The 18,454-nt window shown below is 45.5% G+C and carries 15 protein-coding genes; 3 read left to right on the top strand and 12 right to left on the bottom strand.

Features of this window, described 5'->3' with window-relative positions:
• Nucleotides 1-13: 13 nt before the first annotated feature.
• Nucleotides 14-652, top strand: coding sequence for an adenylyl-sulfate kinase (gene cysC / locus FS818_RS01870; protein WP_145329077.1), 639 nt, complete (start codon nucleotides 14-16; stop codon nucleotides 650-652).
• A gap of 124 nt (nucleotides 653-776) precedes the next feature.
• On the opposite strand, the gene FS818_RS01865 is transcribed toward cysC, so the two are convergent.
• The 9 genes from FS818_RS01865 to FS818_RS01825 all read right to left on the bottom strand — a co-directional run bounded on the left by FS818_RS01865 (nucleotide 777) and on the right by FS818_RS01825 (nucleotide 10,721).
• Nucleotides 777-2,597 carry an ABC transporter ATP-binding protein gene (locus FS818_RS01865; RefSeq protein WP_145329075.1) on the bottom strand — a complete coding sequence of 607 codons (1,821 nt, stop codon included), beginning with the start codon at nucleotides 2,595-2,597 and terminating at the stop codon, nucleotides 777-779.
• On the bottom strand, nucleotides 2,594-3,790 hold the full coding sequence (locus tag FS818_RS01860; protein ID WP_145329073.1) for a nucleotidyltransferase domain-containing protein: 1,197 nt from the start codon (nucleotides 3,788-3,790) through the stop codon (nucleotides 2,594-2,596). Before FS818_RS01860 ends, FS818_RS01865 begins: the two co-directional genes overlap by 4 nt.
• A complete protein-coding gene (locus tag FS818_RS01855) occupies nucleotides 3,780-4,262 on the bottom strand; it encodes a lasso peptide biosynthesis B2 protein (RefSeq protein ID WP_145329071.1) in 483 nt (160 codons plus the stop codon). The genes FS818_RS01860 and FS818_RS01855 overlap by 11 nt, the downstream gene beginning before the upstream one ends.
• 4 nt (nucleotides 4,263-4,266) lie before the next feature.
• Nucleotides 4,267-4,566, bottom strand: coding sequence for a lasso peptide biosynthesis PqqD family chaperone (locus FS818_RS01850; protein ID WP_145329069.1), 300 nt, complete (start codon nucleotides 4,564-4,566; stop codon nucleotides 4,267-4,269).
• Nucleotides 4,563-5,507, bottom strand: a complete 945-nt coding sequence (locus FS818_RS01845) for a phosphoenolpyruvate carboxykinase (ATP) (protein WP_145329067.1) — start codon at nucleotides 5,505-5,507, stop codon at nucleotides 4,563-4,565. Before FS818_RS01845 ends, FS818_RS01850 begins: the two co-directional genes overlap by 4 nt.
• A gap of 138 nt (nucleotides 5,508-5,645) precedes the next feature.
• Nucleotides 5,646-5,783, bottom strand: a complete 138-nt coding sequence (locus FS818_RS01840; RefSeq protein ID WP_123065008.1) for a paeninodin family lasso peptide — start codon at nucleotides 5,781-5,783, stop codon at nucleotides 5,646-5,648.
• A 41-nt stretch (nucleotides 5,784-5,824) separates the two neighbouring features.
• Complete coding sequence (locus FS818_RS01835) at nucleotides 5,825-7,756, bottom strand: asparagine synthase-related protein (RefSeq protein WP_145329065.1); 1,932 nt, start codon at nucleotides 7,754-7,756, stop codon at nucleotides 5,825-5,827.
• A complete protein-coding gene (locus FS818_RS01830) occupies nucleotides 7,753-9,021 on the bottom strand; it encodes a sulfotransferase family protein (RefSeq protein ID WP_145329064.1) in 1,269 nt (422 codons plus the stop codon). Before FS818_RS01830 ends, FS818_RS01835 begins: the two co-directional genes overlap by 4 nt.
• 359 nt (nucleotides 9,022-9,380) lie before the next feature.
• Nucleotides 9,381-10,721: an MFS transporter gene (locus tag FS818_RS01825; protein WP_260984476.1), complete on the bottom strand. Its 1,341-nt coding sequence runs from the start codon at nucleotides 10,719-10,721 to the stop codon at nucleotides 9,381-9,383.
• A 257-nt stretch (nucleotides 10,722-10,978) separates the two neighbouring features.
• On the opposite strand from FS818_RS01825, the gene yhbH reads away from it, so the two are divergent.
• Both yhbH and FS818_RS01815 read left to right on the top strand, forming a co-directional pair.
• Entirely contained in the window at nucleotides 10,979-12,145 is a 1,167-nt protein-coding gene (gene yhbH / locus FS818_RS01820; RefSeq protein WP_123065012.1) for a sporulation protein YhbH, read from the top strand.
• Complete coding sequence (locus tag FS818_RS01815; protein ID WP_145329062.1) at nucleotides 12,142-13,578, top strand: SpoVR family protein; 1,437 nt, start codon at nucleotides 12,142-12,144, stop codon at nucleotides 13,576-13,578. The genes yhbH and FS818_RS01815 overlap by 4 nt, the downstream gene beginning before the upstream one ends.
• Nucleotides 13,579-14,016: 438 nt before the next feature.
• On the opposite strand, the gene FS818_RS01810 is transcribed toward FS818_RS01815, so the two are convergent.
• The 3 genes from FS818_RS01810 to FS818_RS01800 all read right to left on the bottom strand — a co-directional run bounded on the left by FS818_RS01810 (nucleotide 14,017) and on the right by FS818_RS01800 (nucleotide 18,382).
• Complete coding sequence (locus FS818_RS01810) at nucleotides 14,017-14,742, bottom strand: HIRAN domain-containing protein (RefSeq protein WP_145329059.1); 726 nt, start codon at nucleotides 14,740-14,742, stop codon at nucleotides 14,017-14,019.
• On the bottom strand, nucleotides 14,739-15,698 hold the full coding sequence (locus tag FS818_RS01805; protein WP_145329057.1) for a HipA domain-containing protein: 960 nt from the start codon (nucleotides 15,696-15,698) through the stop codon (nucleotides 14,739-14,741). Before FS818_RS01805 ends, FS818_RS01810 begins: the two co-directional genes overlap by 4 nt.
• Before the next feature lie 200 nt (nucleotides 15,699-15,898).
• Nucleotides 15,899-18,382, bottom strand: a complete 2,484-nt coding sequence (locus FS818_RS01800) for a bifunctional diguanylate cyclase/phosphodiesterase (protein ID WP_145329055.1) — start codon at nucleotides 18,380-18,382, stop codon at nucleotides 15,899-15,901.
• Nucleotides 18,383-18,454 lie beyond the last annotated feature (72 nt).

Below are 18,454 nucleotides of genomic sequence, written 5' to 3'. Positions count from 1 at the left end.
GAGGTGGTATAACATGTCGAAGGAAGATCGTCATATTACTTGGCAAGCATCGAGTTTAAATCGGCAGGATCGGGAGAATAACAACGGACACCGTAGTCGCACGATATGGTTTACAGGTTTATCCGGGGCGGGTAAGTCCTCCATTGCCTTTGCGCTAGAGAGAACCTTGCATGAACAAGGTGTCCGCTGTTATGTGCTGGATGGTGATAACGTACGGCATGGATTGAATCGGGATCTTGGCTTCACCGCTGCAGATCGGCAGGAAAACCTGCGTCGCATCGGAGAAGTAAGCAAGTTGATGGTAGATGCGGGACTGCTTGTGCTTTCGGCATTTATTTCCCCTCACGCACAGGATCGGGAGATGGTCAGGCAGCTGTTTGAACCGGAGGATTTCATCGAGGTCTATGTTCGTTGTTCTATTGAAGAATGTGAGCGGCGTGATCCCAAGGGTCTCTACAAAAAAGCTCGCAAAGGTGAAATTCCTCATTTTACTGGCATATCTGCTCCCTATGATATCCCAACCTCTCCTTCATTCGTCATTGATACCGAACAATGCAGTATTGAGGAAGCCGTTCAAGAGATTGTGCAACATCTGCAACGAATCGGTGCCTTACATCTTCCTGTACAGACCAACTCATCCCTGATTTATTAATTCAATTCAAGTAAATAATAAAGAAATGAAAGGCGTCCCTTGGCGGCACGCCTTCTTTTCATTCTATTTCTATTTAGCAACGCTCACTTCTCTGTAATTCGTTAATAAGAATACAATTTATGGTTTACTGTCCAGCAGCACCAGCTTGCATATGAAGCAGTTTGCTGAAAGTGCCTGACGAATCCATAGATAATTGCTGATATCCGCCTTCTTGAATGACCCGCCCTTCTTCCAAAACAATGACACGGTCAGCGGTTCGGATCGTGGAGAGTCGATGTGCAATGACGATAATGGTGACGTGTCCCTTTAATCGTTCAAGCGCTTCATGGATCTGCTGTTCGTTTTCACTGTCCAGTGCACTCGTTGCTTCATCCAATACCAATACCGAGGGATTACGAAGCATGGTCCGTGCCAGCACAAGACGCTGACGTTCTCCACCCGACAGGCGGATGCCGCGATCCCCTATAATCGTGTCCAAGCCTTGGGGAAGCTTGCGAACGAACGAAGCCGAGGAAGAAAATCGTAGTGCCCGCCACATCTGTTCTTCACTTGCATCCGGATCAACCAGACGTAAGTTCTCACGAATGCTGGTATGAAACAAAAAAGGATCTTGGGACACATACCCGATTGAACTTCTCCAGTTCAATAACTGTTCCTCAGTCAAAGGTTTTCCGTCAATCAGGATACGACCACTCTCAGGCTTCACCAGACCCATAATCAGATCAATCAATGTGCTTTTCCCTGCACCCGATTTCCCAACAATAGCAGTCATGCCTTGAGCCGGAATAGATGCTTGCACGTTCTTTAATGCATACGTGTCACTTCCCTCATAACGGTAGTTCACATCCTCACACATGATACCGTCCACCAGTTCGATTGGAACAATAGGCCGGGAAGCAGATGTACCTTTCTCTATCTTTGAATCACGGATCTCACGGTTTTTCTCCGTTTGATCCTTCAACTCTCTCACGATCCGAAATGCCGGCAACATTGAACTGATGTACTCCAGATTAGACTGAATCGCAGTAAACCTTGGCCATAATCGCGAAAAAATCAAAATAATCAATAACAGATTGGCTGGAGGCACCGACATCACCTGTAAAGAAAGGTAAATAAACGCCGCAATGATTATCGCTGCTGACACCCGATGAATGAGCTGTGTGCCTGTGTTTAGCTGACTAAACTGCACCACATTACGCTCAATTTGTCTGCATATGCGATCAAACCAGCGGATATGGGAACTTTCCAGCATATTGCTCTTAATGTCCTTAATCCCGTTGAAATGCTCCGTTATCCCGTAATAGTAGCTCTGCGAGAATTCGGAAGTCTGATCTCCAATCTGTTTGGCACGCCTAACAAACTTTCTTAGTAATACAAATAACAACAAACCACTGGCAAGTACAAGCGATGTGAGCTTTGCTGATAACCAGAAGGCCAGCCCGATCTGAATCGCTGTAAAAATCAGCGAGGCTGCCATCTGCAGAATCAGACTTGTTCCCTGACTTACTCTGGCAAGTTCTGTAGTTAATATATGGTTGAAATCGGATTTTCGTTTTTGGAGAAAAAAAGACCACTGGGCCCGAAGTAGTGCACTGTAGGTTTCCAGGCGCAGCGTTCGTATGAATTGCTGCTGAATACGGGTATTGCGAATCGTCTGAAGACGCTGCATCCAAGCCTGTCCCGAGAGGATAAATACAAAAGCCAGTAGAACAATTAGCAATTGACCATTTTCCGAGAATTGGTGGAGTAGCTCCGTTAACCAGGGGATATGTATACCAGAAGAGCCCATTTCAAAAACACCAATTAAACTTAACATAGGAACAAGCATATATATGCCAATTCCTTCCATTAAACCGATCAAGATCATAGCTAACAGATTCCAATATAAAATAGGCCCGGAAATATGATGCAGTTTTCGCATGAAATAATTTAACTCGGAGATCATACCTTTCCCCTCTCTGCCATCGTGCTTTTTTTGAAGCGCCGCCAGAACCAGAGAAATGGACGTAACGGAAAATACAGAAAAAACAAAGAACGTGGTAGCGGAAATTGATGCACGTCCCAAGTACTTGGATATAACCGCTCAATAAAGAAAAACCATTTTTGCCTCGTACTGCGAAGAGAGAATAAATAAGATGAATAGTTGTGTAGCTCTTCTGGACTGTCTAACATTTCGTTCATAAACAGCGCGCCTTCTCTCGCCAGTCGTTTTCCCGTGCGCTCACGCGTAGCCATAATCGATAAATACGGATCGCCCAGCGGGGTATGCAACAGATCCGAAACGAGGTGTAATGTTTGGGAACCGATGGATAGACGTCCTTCTGCTTTCAAACGACGTTCTACCTTTTTCATATCGAGCGGCATCGTACGAATCATCTGATCGATATCCAGTAACCACCGCAGTCTGAACCAGCCGTGTCTCGCACCATGCGTCACTAAATAAACCCATAAATCCTCTCTTTCAAGCATACGTACAGGTGTCTGGGTGTACGAACTGAATCGGCTTCGTTTCCACAACAGTTCAAACTCCGTTTCCCGGCCAGAATCAGGGTTAAGCCGCCAATGGATCTCCACTTGAGTACGCTTGACCGGATGAATATAACAGATATGATGTTCCCGCCACTTCCAGCTACGAACAGTAAGCGCCCTTTCTCCTTCTTTGCACTGGTATCCAAGGTCGTCAAGAATACGCCCAGCTTCCTCCACATTCTGAACTGGAATTAAAATATCCAGATCTTTCGAAGTCCGCATGGACACATCACCGTACAGATCATGAGCCAGAGCAGGCCCTTTCAGTGTAATCGTGCGAATGCCACGCTCCCGAAAGGCTCCACACACTTGCTCCATCTCGGCAGTTAAATGTAACATACGGAAGGTATTAATCGTATACTGCTGTTTCAAACTCCCTAAAACGGCTTCGGGAATAAACCGCAAATCCAGCATTTTTAATTTTACATAAATAACAGAATACAGACGATGATGGACCACAAGCTGTAAAAAAAGTGGCCAATCCATCTCGTGCAGTCGGCCCTTGATCTCCTCGGAAGTCAGATCTGCCAGATCATCTCTAAGCAGGCTCAAGATTAGCTTGAGCTCCTTCGGAAACCCTGTGGAATACAGTTCAGTTTCATGCGTCATAGACAATCTCTCCAGATCCCTTCTCAGGACATCGTTTGCCAAACACGCCGACGACCGTATATTGATCCATCGTGTCTGCTCCAGTTACGATCAGTTTTCCACTTCGCAGCCAGGCGTGTGCCATCAGTTGTCCTTGCTTATTCCTTGCAGTCCCCATATATAATGTACTTGCGATATTACGCCGTTCCAGCATTTTCATTGCAGCTATCGCCATAACAAGACATTGGCTTTCCCAAAACGTATATTTGCTAGCAATCATAACGGCTTTCGATATGTTTCTTATTTCCGCCACTTGAGTCCGATTCAATCCAGTGACAGGTGTTTCGACCATAGGCGTACCCAGCCTCGGAGCAATTTTGGCAAACGGCCTTGCCTTTTGCACTCTCGCCCATCCTAGCAGGATATAAGCTTCCCATACCAAACGCCTTATCGTACCTGGAAGCGAGAAATAGGACTTCATTTTACGAAACATATTTTTACACTCCGCGCGAAATGTTGATTAAACCTTCACGTGAGAGGTGTTCCAAAAAAGCCACAACCTGATCACGGCATTGTTCTGCCTGAATGTCATATTCTGTAGCAAGCGTCTCAATCAATTCATTCAGCGTTCTCTCTTCTGCAATCAGTTCCCAGATTCGCCCGCCTGTACTTCCCAGATTGTAATATTTCCCGGAATGGATGCTCATCATCACCTTTTCGCCACCCATATCACTGACCAGGTTGCCTTCCTTCCGGATTACGACGTCATTCGCATCGATAGGTGTAATTGCTGTCATATTTCTGTATGCACTCCTTTACGTATATGATTAAGGATCCGATCCACCATTTCAAATGCTGTAAAATGGTGCCCCGTTCTGCTAATTCTGTTAATCTCCACACTGGCTGAAAGTCTTGAAGCTGTTTCAAACAACCATTGGGCGAGTCCTTGGCGATTCACCAGTCCACCGCGAAAGGTATGAGAGCAGAGCAAGTGCAGACGTTCCAGACCACTTACCTCCTGCAAATGCACAGAACCGGATTCCTGGTCCGGCTCAGGTACAAGTTCGTAGATTCCCCCAAGTGGAACAGCCCTCTCGTGAAAGTAGTGCTGAACCGGTATGGCGTATTTCGTAATTTCAGCATGCACCGTTGCATAATCCTGCTGCTTCATTCCGAAGCCTTCCAGGCTAGGCTGCCATAATTTCTGCTGGGGATATCCGGGGGATACGATTGCTCTGCCTCCAGCATCCCAGGTCAAGGCAACCACATCATCGGTGAGAAGAGGATATCCGCGCGAGGCCAGTGCCGCGGACAACGTAGACTTTCCTGCGCCGGAATGCCCAACGAACGCGTAGGCCCAACCATCAATCACAACTGCGCTTCCGTGCAGAGGAAGAATACCACGCTGCATCATAATCACGGACATGCATGTCCCGAGGATAAACAGCCTGACTTTTTTCGGATCGGCACCAGATACTTGAGAGACAACGATTCTTTTGCCATGATCCATTAAAAACAGACCCGTATCTTCGATTCTGAAAAAAAGACAACCGTCTCGCGCCACAAAATTGTCGCTGCCAACATCCCATTTCTGCCATAACCCTGCCAGATCAAATGACTCGATCTGTACATCAGCTACATCCTGCTGCGTTTCAGCAGTCAGAGTTGCCCGCTGCAACTCGGGCATCGGAATCTGACTCAACCAGCGTAAACCATAAGCTTCATAGTACAAAGGCATCAGTAAGGGCGCCTCCTTCATTTATAGATATGAAAAAAGCCCTGATATTCACAAGCTCAATATTAGGGCGGAGGCGAAAAAGCTGGATGGGTTGCATTTCCGCCCTTTAAGTATGAACTAGCTGGGGAAACTACAAAATTAGGACGTTGGATCGTACATGTCGGCGTCGTGGACAGTAATCCAGTCGATTTGTCTGTATCCTACCCCTGCCATCGTTTCATTCACATCCAACACTTCAAGAACAGGTGCTTGCCATTCCTTTTTTTCGTTTTGCATCGTTTTCACCTCCTTTCAAGAGCGTATACCTTGGCCTCGGATCAAAACTTCTGAATAAATCGGTATACAATTAAACTGTGCATCATCAAACGCAAATCTGGATGGGATGCGAGTTCGGGCCTGGGACTTGGAAAATTAGCCAGAGCTGATTTAATCCGATCCGTGTTTAATATGCCGGCAACCTGACTGTCAGAACACAAGGTTTGCAGTTCCGAGGTAAACGTCTGCCAGTCAGGCAAAATACGGTGCAACCAATCCGCAGGCTGTACGCCCCGTACACGCTGATTAAGCCTTACTTTGTCCGGCAATTCCGGCGATGTAGCCCGGCGAATGAGCGAACGATCCGTTCCCTGCCTTACATACTGTTCGATCGGTACAGAGAGACAAAATCGAATCACTCTTGGATCACTTGTGGGATCACGTTCCCATGCCCGGTAACGGAGAGAACACTTGGTGGCGACGGCCCCATTTTTATTCGCGATTGCCAGATTATTAAACTTGTCGGCTCGCACCTGAAGTGCATCGGCCCGTGCACCGCCCTGGAGTACAAGGATGGATTTAAGTCGATCCAGCACGCCCGTTCTTCGGGCCAAATCCGGATGAATCAGTTGTGCGCCTGCTGGCTGAGCTGTCCCTTTGTTATTTCCTTTGAACCAGTCCGGGAACGCTTTACGGCCTGTGATTCGGGCGATGCGTGAGAATGCCATCCCTGTTCGTTCGCTGTACTGTTGCATCTCGCGGAACCAGCGGAAATATCGGCCACTTTTCAGTAGACTGGCATAATAATCAAGTGCAGGTCCCCATGAGATCGTAAAATTACCACGTGCGCCTGTCAGCAAAATACCGGCATCCTGCTCGCTCGCTTTTTCATAAAAGCCACGGATCCAGAATGAATTTTCAAAGTATTTGTAAGGCATCTCCATCATGTTCAGCCACGTATCTACTTCACTGAGCGGACTGCGTCCTTCAAAATCGAGATAGTTTTCCGAGATATTGCCTACGTGATTAATGGTGGAACGAATAAATGGCCGCTCGTCTGCTAGTAGCGTTTTCGACGTGTAATCCGTAAAATCCGGAACTGGCACGTAGCTGTAAGCATGAAGCTGCTTTCCCTGACTTCGGAGTGTCCCGGAAGCAAATCCTGCAACCGCTCCTGAATCCAGTCCACCACTTAACGCCGCCGCAACCTGTCTATGCGTCCGTAAGCGTGAACCTACGGCTTGGCTAAACACCTCGCGAAAAGCTTCTACATAGTCTTCATCCGATTTGAGTCGAAGCGGTTCGACATCATCCCAGCGATGATATTGCCTGAGTTCGATCCTCCCGTTTCGAAACGTCAGCGTGTGCGCAGAGGGCAACTGGTTCATTCCGCGATACACCGTGGAATGAATATCAGCTGAATCATGCATGTCGGGAATGGCCAGAAATTCGGATAGCCAGTTTTCGTCGAGTGCCTTCTGCACTCCTCCAAGCTCAAGCAATGGCTTCATTAACGTACAGAAGGCAAATCGTGAACCGTCATGTCGGTAATAAAATGCCCGCATGCCCGTAATATCCCTCGCAGCAAACAACATGCGGCGGCGTTCATCCCAGATCGCAAATACAAAGTCCCCCAGAAGGTGACTAGCTACATCTTCTCCCCAGCGCTGGTATGCACGGAGAATCAGTTCGCTGTCCGCCATTCCAGCCAGCTCTGCTCGTGAAATCTGCAACTGATCGGCCAGTTGCTCACGGTTATCCAAAATGGCATCTGAAGTGATGGTCATTTGACTTTCTTCATCATACAAAGGCAATTTCTCGTTTACGGACTCCAGCGTAATCCACTGAGCATGGCAACTAAGAAAGGCTTCATCCCCTTTCCATACCCCTGTTGTATCTGCCGGGATATGCCCAAGACTTGCGTAGAGCCGCCAGCTGTCCTCCCATAGCGCTTGCTGACCTTCCGTATGTACGATTCCGGCTATCGCGCTCATGACTTTCCTCCCCGAACAATCTTGCGCTGGGATGCCCATGCGCTAATTCGATGACCAAATGGTATCCATGATTTGATTCGTTGCAATTTGCTATGGGCAGCATGCAGCTGTTTCTTCAATCGTTCCCGCTCCGTATAGCCACGTTCCAGGCGCTGATCCGCTGCGCGAAGTGCTGCCTGCAACTGTCTGATCGTGGCCATAGCGGCTAGTGACGGGTCAATCTTGGCTTTTTCCTTTTCCTCACTGCCGCTGTGGATCGGAGACCGGTCCTTGGCTCCATTCATCGGTGCATCCATGCGGTAATTTGGTTGCCAACGGCACTCCGTTGCCAGTACTAGCTGTTGCTTGAGCCGCTCCAATACCTCCGCATCCGGCTCTGCCTGAAACTGGACTCCTGTCCAATCTTCAGCTTCTTGCAGCTGTTCACTGTACCCCATCCGGTGGAACAGATTCGCACCGAGTACACGGCAATACAGTTCAACTTCTTGCCGCTCAAGTATGTTTTTCCAGTTGTTAACAGAATCTTGATGTGCTTCTTGATATGAAGATAGGAAGGGATCCCCAACGCCCATACTATAGAACATGTCAGATTTCGTACTATCAACAAACTGACCATACCGCTCCATTCCTTGTTCATAAGTTATGCCTAGAAAAGCACATAACTTCTCCAGTTCTTCCTGAGGTTTCATAACAAGCTGCTCATATTTCAATTCGTAGGCCAAAGGATGAGCCTCTGCAAAATAATCATTTAATCGAGTTAGACCAAGTGTCAGGTCTACGGCTTTCATATTGAGTTTTGAATGATTCAGACTCTGGATCAGATCAAAACCTTCGCCGGTGTGGCGATTTACTTTTTTAAAGGATGCCGCTACAGAAAGGGGGTTACGCTGAAGATGAATGCGTCTGGACTGCGGAAACAACCGATCCAGCCATTCAAGCATATAATAATAACGCGGAGATTTATCAACGATGAAGTCTGCTCCGCTCCCTTCCAAAAATCCATTATATATTTCAAGAGCAAAGCTTCTGCACGCCTTTTCGAAAATATCCTCGGACACCATCGCTTGATAAAATTGACGGATGATGGAACTTCCACCGTAAGCGCGAGAATCGGCTTTGGACAAATCGACGAGATTCATCAGAAACCACATCTCCTGCGTGGCAAATATGCGACTATGATTTTGCAGCATAACGGTAGATAACGAACTGCCACTGCGGGGAATGCATAATAAAAAGACAAGTCCGTTTCCTTGCGTATCTATCAATGGCAGCCTCTCCTCTGTAAATTTATAAAATTATGCCGTGGGATCGGATCGACCGGATGATCATTACCTTGGAAATGACAGGGAATTTCGACACTCTAAGATACAATATGTATTTATATCTTTACTCTATGATACAAAATGTATCATGTCAATCTTTTATTTTCACCTTTTCATAATTTATTCACTTGCCAATGATCTAAGTACGTAACAATGCAAAAAAAGCCTCCAGATCCTGTTATGAGATAAACAGAATCCGGAGACCGGGATAATCAATAAGAGTCACGGCACGGTTACAATATCAAGCCTAATCTAAACCAAACTGACCTAATCTAACCTAACCAAATGAAACCAAACTAAACTTATCCGGTAAAGGTAACCTCCTTCCCTTTTCCAGCCATACCTAGGCCTTGCATACGTTCAAACTCTTCCTGGTCGGCTGACTGAGCATCCTGCATTCCTTTCTGTACCTTCACGGTTAATAAAACCGCAATGCCTGCTACAAAGAAGAAGATCAGCGACAGAATCCCCCAGCGGGTAGAACCTGTAATCTGTCCCACGTAACCAAATACAAATGGGCCAAAGATCGAAGCGAACTTCCCTGTAATGTTAACAAATCCAAAGTACTCACCCGTTCGTGCAGCCGGCATCAGATTACTAAACAGGGAACGCGCCGTCGATTGACTAATCCCTTGCACCACGCCAACCAACCCTGCGAGCACATAAAAATGCAGAGCTTGGGTCATAAAGTAGCCAAGTATAACGATACAAATATAAATACTTAAACTTACCAATAACACCTGTTTAGCTCCCCACCGCTGCGCCCAAGCACCTAGAAGCAGTGTACAAGGAAAACCGATAAATTGCGTAATTAGCAACGCCAACATCAAATCCGATGTGCCAATGCCAATGCTTGTCCCATAGATTGTAGCCATCAGAATAATGGTATTAATCCCGTCATTGAAAAACCAGAATGCCACCAACATCCGAAGCAACTGTGGAAAACGCCGGATCTGCCCGAAGGTTTCCCGTAATCTGCGTACACCAATCTTTGCATAACCTGTCACGGATGCAGGCAACTCAGGCGAGGCTGGTCTTCTAGGTGCATAGCGGAAGATGGGAAGCGAGAACAGCAACCACCACAGCGATACCGAAATGAATGCAAGTCTTGTACCTGCAAGTGTACTCGGCATGCCGAACCAGCCTGGCTGCTGAATCATTAACAGATTGATTGCAAGCAGTAACCCCCCGCCGATATAACCATAGGCATAACCTTTGGAGGACACCATATCTCTTCGCTCTACAGGAACTAAATCCGGTAACATGGCATCATAGAAGGTATTTCCACCGGCAAAACCAATCGTGGTTAATACAAGCAGGGTAGACGCAAGCAACCAGTCTCCTTCTCCGATCACGCTGAACCCGAGCGTTGCCACAATTCCCGTTATCGCGAAAACTCGCAGGAAGTCCCCTTTTCGTCCCGATAGATCAGCCAGCGTTCCTAGCAGCGGAGTTAACAGTGCCACACACAACATTCCAATAGAATGTGTATAAGCAAGGTAAGAAGCTGCCGTATCCTTATCCAATGTTGCCGCAGCAACAGAAGCATAGAATACAGGTAGCACCGCCGCAAGCACGGTTGTTGCATAAGCTGAATTGGCCCAGTCATACATAATCCAGGCTTTTACTGCACGTTTATCCACACTTAATCCTTCCTTTACATGCACCAAGGTTCGATGCTCAGAATCAGACCTTTTTCTCTATTGTAAAGGAAAGATATCACATATGATCATGATTTTTGTAAAATTTAAACATGTACCCCACTTTCACCTATCCTAAGGCAGTTGCAGCGTATTTCATTCATTTTAGTTCAGATCGCATCACATATCGTCCCCGCCCGTGAATATACTTAATTACCGACAGGCCAAACTGTGCCGCGTAATCAATGGGGGGTGCCTACATGTCAAATTCACACCAGCCTTACTCGTTCGTCGTATCCCGGGAAGATTGGTCGCTTCACCGCAAAGGGTACCAGGACCAGCAGCGCCATCAGCAAAAGGTGAAAGATGTCATTAAGCAGAATCTGCCCGATCTGATCACCGAAGAAAATATTATCATGTCCGATGGACAACAAATCATCAAGGTACCCATTCGCAGTCTGGATGAGTACCGTTTCGTGTATAACTACCAGAAGCAAAAACATGTCGGTCAGGGGGACGGTGACAGTCAGGTTGGTGATGTCATTGGCCGTGATCCTGCGTCCCAGAAGCCGGGCAAAGGTGAAAAAGCTGGCGATCAACCAGGTCATGACATTGTTGAAGCTGAGGTCAGCATCGAGGAATTGGAAGATATTCTTTTTGCCGAACTGGAATTGCCGGATCTGAAACAAAAGGATAAAGATTTGATCGAGACACATACCGTGGTCTTCAACGATATTCGCAAAAAAGGCATGCAGTCCAACATCGATAAGAAACGAACCATTCTGGAGAACCTGCGCCGCAATGCAACAACGGGTAATCCGGGCATCCATCACATCAGTCCGGATGATCTCCGTTACAAGACGTGGGAAGACAAAATCATCCCTCAGTCCAATGCCGTCATCATTGCCATGATGGATACATCCGGGTCGATGGGATCATTTGAAAAATATTGCGCCCGCAGTTTTTTCTTCTGGATGACGCGTTTTCTTCGACGTCAGTATGAGAAAGTCGAAATTGTGTTTCTGGCTCACCACACGGAAGCCAAAGAAGTGACGGAAGAGGAATTTTTCACACGTGGCGAGAGCGGCGGTACGATCTGCTCCTCTGTATATATGAAAGCACTGGATATCATCGATAAACGTTATCCTCCTTCGAGTTATAACATCTACCCGTTCCATTTCTCGGATGGCGATAACCTGACCTCGGATAATGAGCGCTGCGTGAAGCTGATCGGCGAGTTAATGAAGCGCAGCAACATGTTTGGTTACGGTGAAGTGAACCAATACAACCGTAGCAGTACACTGATGTCTGCCTACCGTCATATTAAGATGGATCAGTTTATGTATTACGTCATCAAGGAAAAAGGCGAAGTGTATAAAGCGCTCCGCAGCTTTTTTCAAAAAAGAGAAGGGGGCAGCCTGGGATGACCGATGAGATCCGCGAATTGGAATACGCGATTGCTGAAATTATGGAGATTGCCGATGGATTCGGCCTCGACTATTACCCGATGCGCTACGAGATCTGCCCGTCGGATATCATCTACACCTTCGGTGCTTACGGCATGCCAACAAGGTTCAGCCACTGGAGCTTTGGCAAAACGTTTCACAAAATGAAAATGCAGTATGATTTTGGCCTGAGCAAAATTTATGAACTCGTTATTAACTCCAACCCTTGCTACGCCTTCCTGCTGGATGGCAACTCTCTGATTCAGAACAAATTAATCGTCGCCCACGTACTCGCACACTGCGACTTTTTCAAAAACAATGCACGCTTCTCCAAATCCAACCGCAATATGGTTGAAAGCATGGCCGCCACGGCGGATCGAATCAGCAACTATGAGATGGAATATGGCACCGAAGCGGTAGAATCCTTCATCGATGCCGTGCTCGCAATTCAGGAGCATGTGGACCCGCAACTCATCAAACCGCGGCACCTCGACAAACAGCGTTACATGGAGATGAAAATTCGGGAACAGCGTGGTGATAAAGCCCCTAAACCGGAAGGCCAATATGACGACCTGTGGTCTCTCGACAATCTGCAGACCGAAGAAAAACCTGCGGACAGTTTGCAGGTACACCATTTTCCACCAGAGCCGGAGAAAGACATTATGTGGTTCATCCAAGAGTTCTCCGAGGTGCTCACCGATTGGCAGCGGGATATTATGAGTATGATGCGTGAGGAAATGCTCTATTTTTGGCCTCAGATGGAAACAAAAATCATGAACGAAGGCTGGGCTTCGTACTGGCATCAACGTATTATACGCGAACTCGACCTGAGTAGTGAGGATACGATTGAGTTTGCCAAGCTGAATTCTTCCGTTGTGCAGCCGTCTAAACAAAGTCTGAATCCATATTACCTGGGACTGAAAATTTTTGAAGATATCGAACGCCGCTGGGATCACCCGACGCGCGAGGAGCAGGAACGATGGGGGCGCCAGCCTGGGCAAGGCCGGGCCAAAATGTTCGAGGTGCGCGAGTTCGACTCGGATACCTCCTTCATCCGTAATTACATGACCAAAAAGTTAACCGAAGACCTCGACCTCTACGTGTTCGAGAAAAAAGGCCCGGACTGGAAAATTACCGACAAGTCCTGGGAAAACATCCGCGACCAGCTTGTATTTTCCCGCATTAACGGCGGCTCTCCCTATCTGGTCGTACAGGATGCAGACTATCTGCGTACAGGCGAACTCGTATTGAAACATCAGTATGAGGGCATCGAGCTGGATCTGAAATACATGGAGCGCACGCTCCCGTATCTGTACCGTCTCTGGGGACGTACGGTGCACGTGGAGACCCGTGTGGAGGATAAACCCATCTGGTTCACCTATGACGGCAAAAAGCACCACCGCAAGTTTTTATAAACGGGAGTGACATAACCGGGTATGTGGAGCATGAGTCCACGTGAGATGGTACCAATCTTTAGCTTTGCCTTTAGAAAAAGAATGACTTATCTTCCGCTTAAAACATATGCGGATATGACATGAAAACAAAAAAAGCGGCAAGTTCTCGATACAACTCAGGAACTTGCCGCTTGGCCGTTAAAACTTAATTTTCTAAAACTAAAATCGATATTTACGATTCATCGCACCTTGTTTAAATGAGGCTATCCACTGTTCTTTATATGTTCAATCAGATCTGTAGAGGAAAATATTAAGCCTTCCTCAATATCATTCTCGGATATTTCGATCATTTGTCGTATATCAGAATCAGAATCCAGTTCAATGACAGTTTCATCTAATGTTCTCATACTAAATTTCATTTGGCTCAACCTCTTATCGATAAACATCACTAAACTCGCCCTATCTATATTCAATTAAATATTGAAGTTCCTTCTCTCCCTCAATCAGTTCTTTTGTAATTTCAGAACAGTAAATCAGAAAACTAGGTCTTCCTTCTTTTTTATCAAAAATATAAATTTTAGCCACAAGAGAGAACCCTTTTTCTAACAAATAGTAATATAGATAGTTGAATGGTTTCATAATATATCCAACTTTTTCTTTTGTGTCAGAGTTTAAAATCATAATAGCCTTGTCATCATTTTCATTGTTTCGATCGACTTGCAAAATTAATCTTGTATCCTTTGAAAGTGCTGTATTATTTTCCTTTGTATACGACCATCCGGCAACTTCGCTATCTAAGAATAACGATTTATTCTCAAATACAACAGGTGCGATTAGAGAGAGCGAATCTGTCGCTAATCTCCCTTTAGTTAAACATAAATAATCCCAAACTAAATCTTCTCCATCACTAAGATTATTTTCTTCTAATAACTTTTTAAATGCTCCTCTGTTAGCTCCTGGCGTTCTGCGCTCAAAAACCGAGAATAATTTATCACTTCTATACACTTTATTTTCGTCACTTAATCCGATAAAGGGTGAAAAACCATGTTCTTTAGCAGCATTAAGAGAGTTATTCTCGTATCTAAAAATATATTGTTTATTCTTCTTTTCTAAAATACCCACTAAGAAATTCTCTCCGTTTGGACCTTTCCAAAATACTAAAAGTTTATTATAAATTGGTTTCATCTCAATAACTCCTCTAACATTAAGTCACGCCTTACAATCAGGAATTTGTTAACAAATTCCTTTTGAATATCACTCATTACAATAGAAGGTACTCTATTTATACATTCGTTAATTTTATCATCTGATAATTTAAAAAGTGAAGAAGCGAATTTTTTAATATCTGGAGAAACTTTAATCACTTCTTTCAAAAACGTAAAGAAATTTAATTTAGTATTATTATCAATATTTCCCCAGCGTATCTGCGGAGACGCCTTCTTATTAAACAGATATGCATCGAACATTTGCTTATCCTTGAACATAAGTTCTATTCTACGTTCTGGCAACTCTCTTCCTAGTGAAGATGAATTATCATAGAAAGGTGCAAAAGTGATCCTTGAGGAAACCTCATCCCTAATAATACCGAAATTGTCCTGATGTCTATCTGTGTTCCCTATTAGAGTATCAAAAATAATCATTTTATATAAATCATCCAACATATTCCTTTGGGAAAACAGTCTTAATAACAAATCGAAGCTATATATCTCTTTTCTTCCCTTTAAGCGCTGACGATCATAACTATCATCAAATTCCATAATCATATCAGCGCCCTCAATAAGACTTTCGAGATCTTCTTCTATAAATGAATGACACAAAGCTCCAAAGATCAAAGACACGTCCTTAAATCTTGATTCATCTAGATAATAATCTTGAAAGAAACTAGTGCTTGCTTTGATACAGCCAACATCAACTTTATGCACATTAAAATCTAATAATCCCCCGATATCAGAGGCCAACTTCTCGGACCACATCTCCCCAGTTACTTCCTCTATGAGATTATTACCGGTTGTCAAAGACACGGGCAATTTAAATAACACTAATTTATTCGTTTCTGGATGTCGGTACCATCTCTTTTCTTTGGAGCCAGAAACACTCAATGTTTCGCTTTTCCAATCACTAATATCAAGGATAGTATTCATATACTGATCTGCTCCCGTGTACAAAATTAACTTAAATTCTTTTGCAAGGATAACTATCTTAAAAAAATGTTCAATGTTAACTTACCAACAGTTCATTTCCTTGCTAACAATTATATCATACAAGAATTTTATATAGCTCTTACTTATTAACTTAACAAAAAACGACAAATCTCTTACTTCGAGATTTGCCGCTTGGCCGTTTATACCGAATGAAATACCGTATTACGTTCCCCAAGCAAACGCAGGGGTACAAAGAAATTGTTTTCCACTTCACTTGCTGGTAACGGCCTGCTGAAATAATAACCCTGAATCTCCCGACAGTCATTTTGCATCAAAATATCGAGCTGGCCTTTGGTCTCAATCCCTTCAGCGATCACTTCCATCTTAAGATTCTGGGCCATCGAAATAATTGTGGCTACGATCGCCTGATCGCTGTGGCTTTCGGTGATATCCGTGACAAACGAGCGGTCGATCTTGAGTTTGTGGATCGGGAAATGCTTCAGATAACTTAGTGAACTGTATCCTGTGCCGAAGTCGTCCAGACTAATCTTCACACCCAGAGCGGATAGCTCGTTTAGAATCGCCGTGGACACCGCTGCATCCATCATCATGCTCTCTGTAATTTCCAGTTCCAGATATTTGGCTTCCAGACCTGTCTCAATTAAAGCATTCTGTACCTGCTCCACCAGGTTCGATTGATGAAATTGCTGGCTGGACAAGTTCACTGACACCGGAATCAGCGGCCCACCACTAGCGTGCCACAGCTTCATCTGTCTGCAGGCTTCACGAATCGTCCAGTTACCAATATCATAGATCATGCCTGTCTCCTCGGCCAGCGGGATAAATACATCGGGTGCAAGCAGCCCTTTAAGCGGATGTTGCCAGCGAATCAGAGCCTCTACCCCGATCATTCGGCTGTCCAGCGTACGAATCTGCGGCTGATAATACAGTACCATCTCATTGCGCTCCAGTGCCTTCCTTAGATAACCTTCGAGCTCAATCCGTTCGTAAAGCTCAGAGTCGAGCTGAGCCGTATAGAACTGGTAACCGTTCTTTCCGTTTTTCTTGACTTCATACATGGCGGAGTCCGCATGTTTGATCAAAGCATCCGTTCCTGCCCCATGTTCAGGGTACATAGCAATACCGATACTTGCTGTAACGTAAAAATCATTTTCCTTCAAACGATACGGTTGCTTAATCGCTTCCACAATTTTTTCGGCAAGACAAACCACTTGCCTCTCATCCGCTTGTTCCCCCGTGACCACCATCGTGAACTCATCTCCGCCCATTCGGGCTAGCGTAACATTGGTCGTTGCCTGAGGATGAGAAGCACCGATAGTCGTGACAATACGGTGGCTAACTTCCTTCAGAAACACGTCGCCAATAGAATGACCCAAGGAGTCATTAATCATTTTGAAACGGTCGATATCCATAACCATCACAGCAAACTTATGCTGTTTTTGTTCACACGCATGGATGGTATTAGCCAGTACCTCATCCAGCTTGCGTCGATTAGGCAGACCCGTAAGCGGATCATGCAGAGCCTGATGCCGAATGTTTTGCTGTGCCTGGGTCTCTTCCGTGATATCTTTAATCAAGATATGGCTTCCGACATGGGTGTCATCAATAATGACCGGAATGACCGCAATACTTAAGTCAAGGAGTTCATTTTGTGTATTTTTCATCTTCGCCATATAATGCCTTTGTTCCAGATCCGGCTGATCCCAAGCGTGAATGGTATCTTTACTTGAACACTCCACATCAATCTGTTCGATAATCTGATTAATCGGGCGATCAATCACCCTTTTCTCAGAATATCCAGTAATTGTGGTAACTACAGCGTTAATGCCTTTAATGATACCTTCGCGATCCACAGAAACGATGGCATCCGAATGATTATGGTACAGGGCATGATACCACTGTTCATTTTCACGAATACGTTGATCTTTCTGAACCATCCGTTGATTGATGAAATTACCGAATAACGTGAGACCAATGGCCACAAACGTTCCCGCCGCAATAAGGTAAGCAAGAACCTCTGACTCCAGCTGTCTGCTTAGACTCTCAGGGATTGCTTGAACTTGATGAAAATGGGCTGCCGCCATTCCGGTGTAGTGCATGCCTGTAATAGCCAATCCCATAATGAGTCCGCTACCTATTTTATAGACCCAATGATGTCTGGATTCCGGACGATTGAAAAAAAACATCAGCCACAGCGCTGCATAGGAAGCAAGTGCCGCGATCAGAACGGATAACACCACAAGGCCCGGCTTGTAAGTTATCGGAATGGACATCGCTGCCATGCCCACATAATGCATAGAGGTGATACCTGCGGTCAGCAACAATCCGGCAAACACAAGTTTGCTAATCCGGTTGGACGGGCGACCTGCAAATTCCAATGCTACCCCCGACGCGATAATAGCTAACAAAACGGACAAGATCACCTTGTCCACGGAATAGGAAACGTGAATTGGCAACACAAAAGCGATCATGCCGACAAAGTGCATCGACCAGATACCCAGTCCCATAGAGATTGCCCCGCAAGCAACCCACCAGTGACGCGCTCTTCCGCTCGTCAAAGATACACGGCCTGCAAGATCAAGTGCTGCATAAGAGGCTAACGACGCAATGAAATAGGATAAAATAACAAGTTGTAGATTGTACGTGCCATGTATGTGCTCCACTCACTCTGTCCTTTCAGCCGGGTAATGCTCATATGTATGTTAAATGTAAAAAAGAAGCGAGTGCGCTGCCTA

The organism is Paenibacillus xylanexedens, from assembly GCF_007680605.1.
Taxonomy (GTDB): domain Bacteria; phylum Bacillota; class Bacilli; order Paenibacillales; family Paenibacillaceae; genus Paenibacillus; species Paenibacillus xylanexedens_B.
Note: the sequence above shows the minus strand (reverse complement) of the source record. Positions and strands in the feature narration are given on the sequence as shown.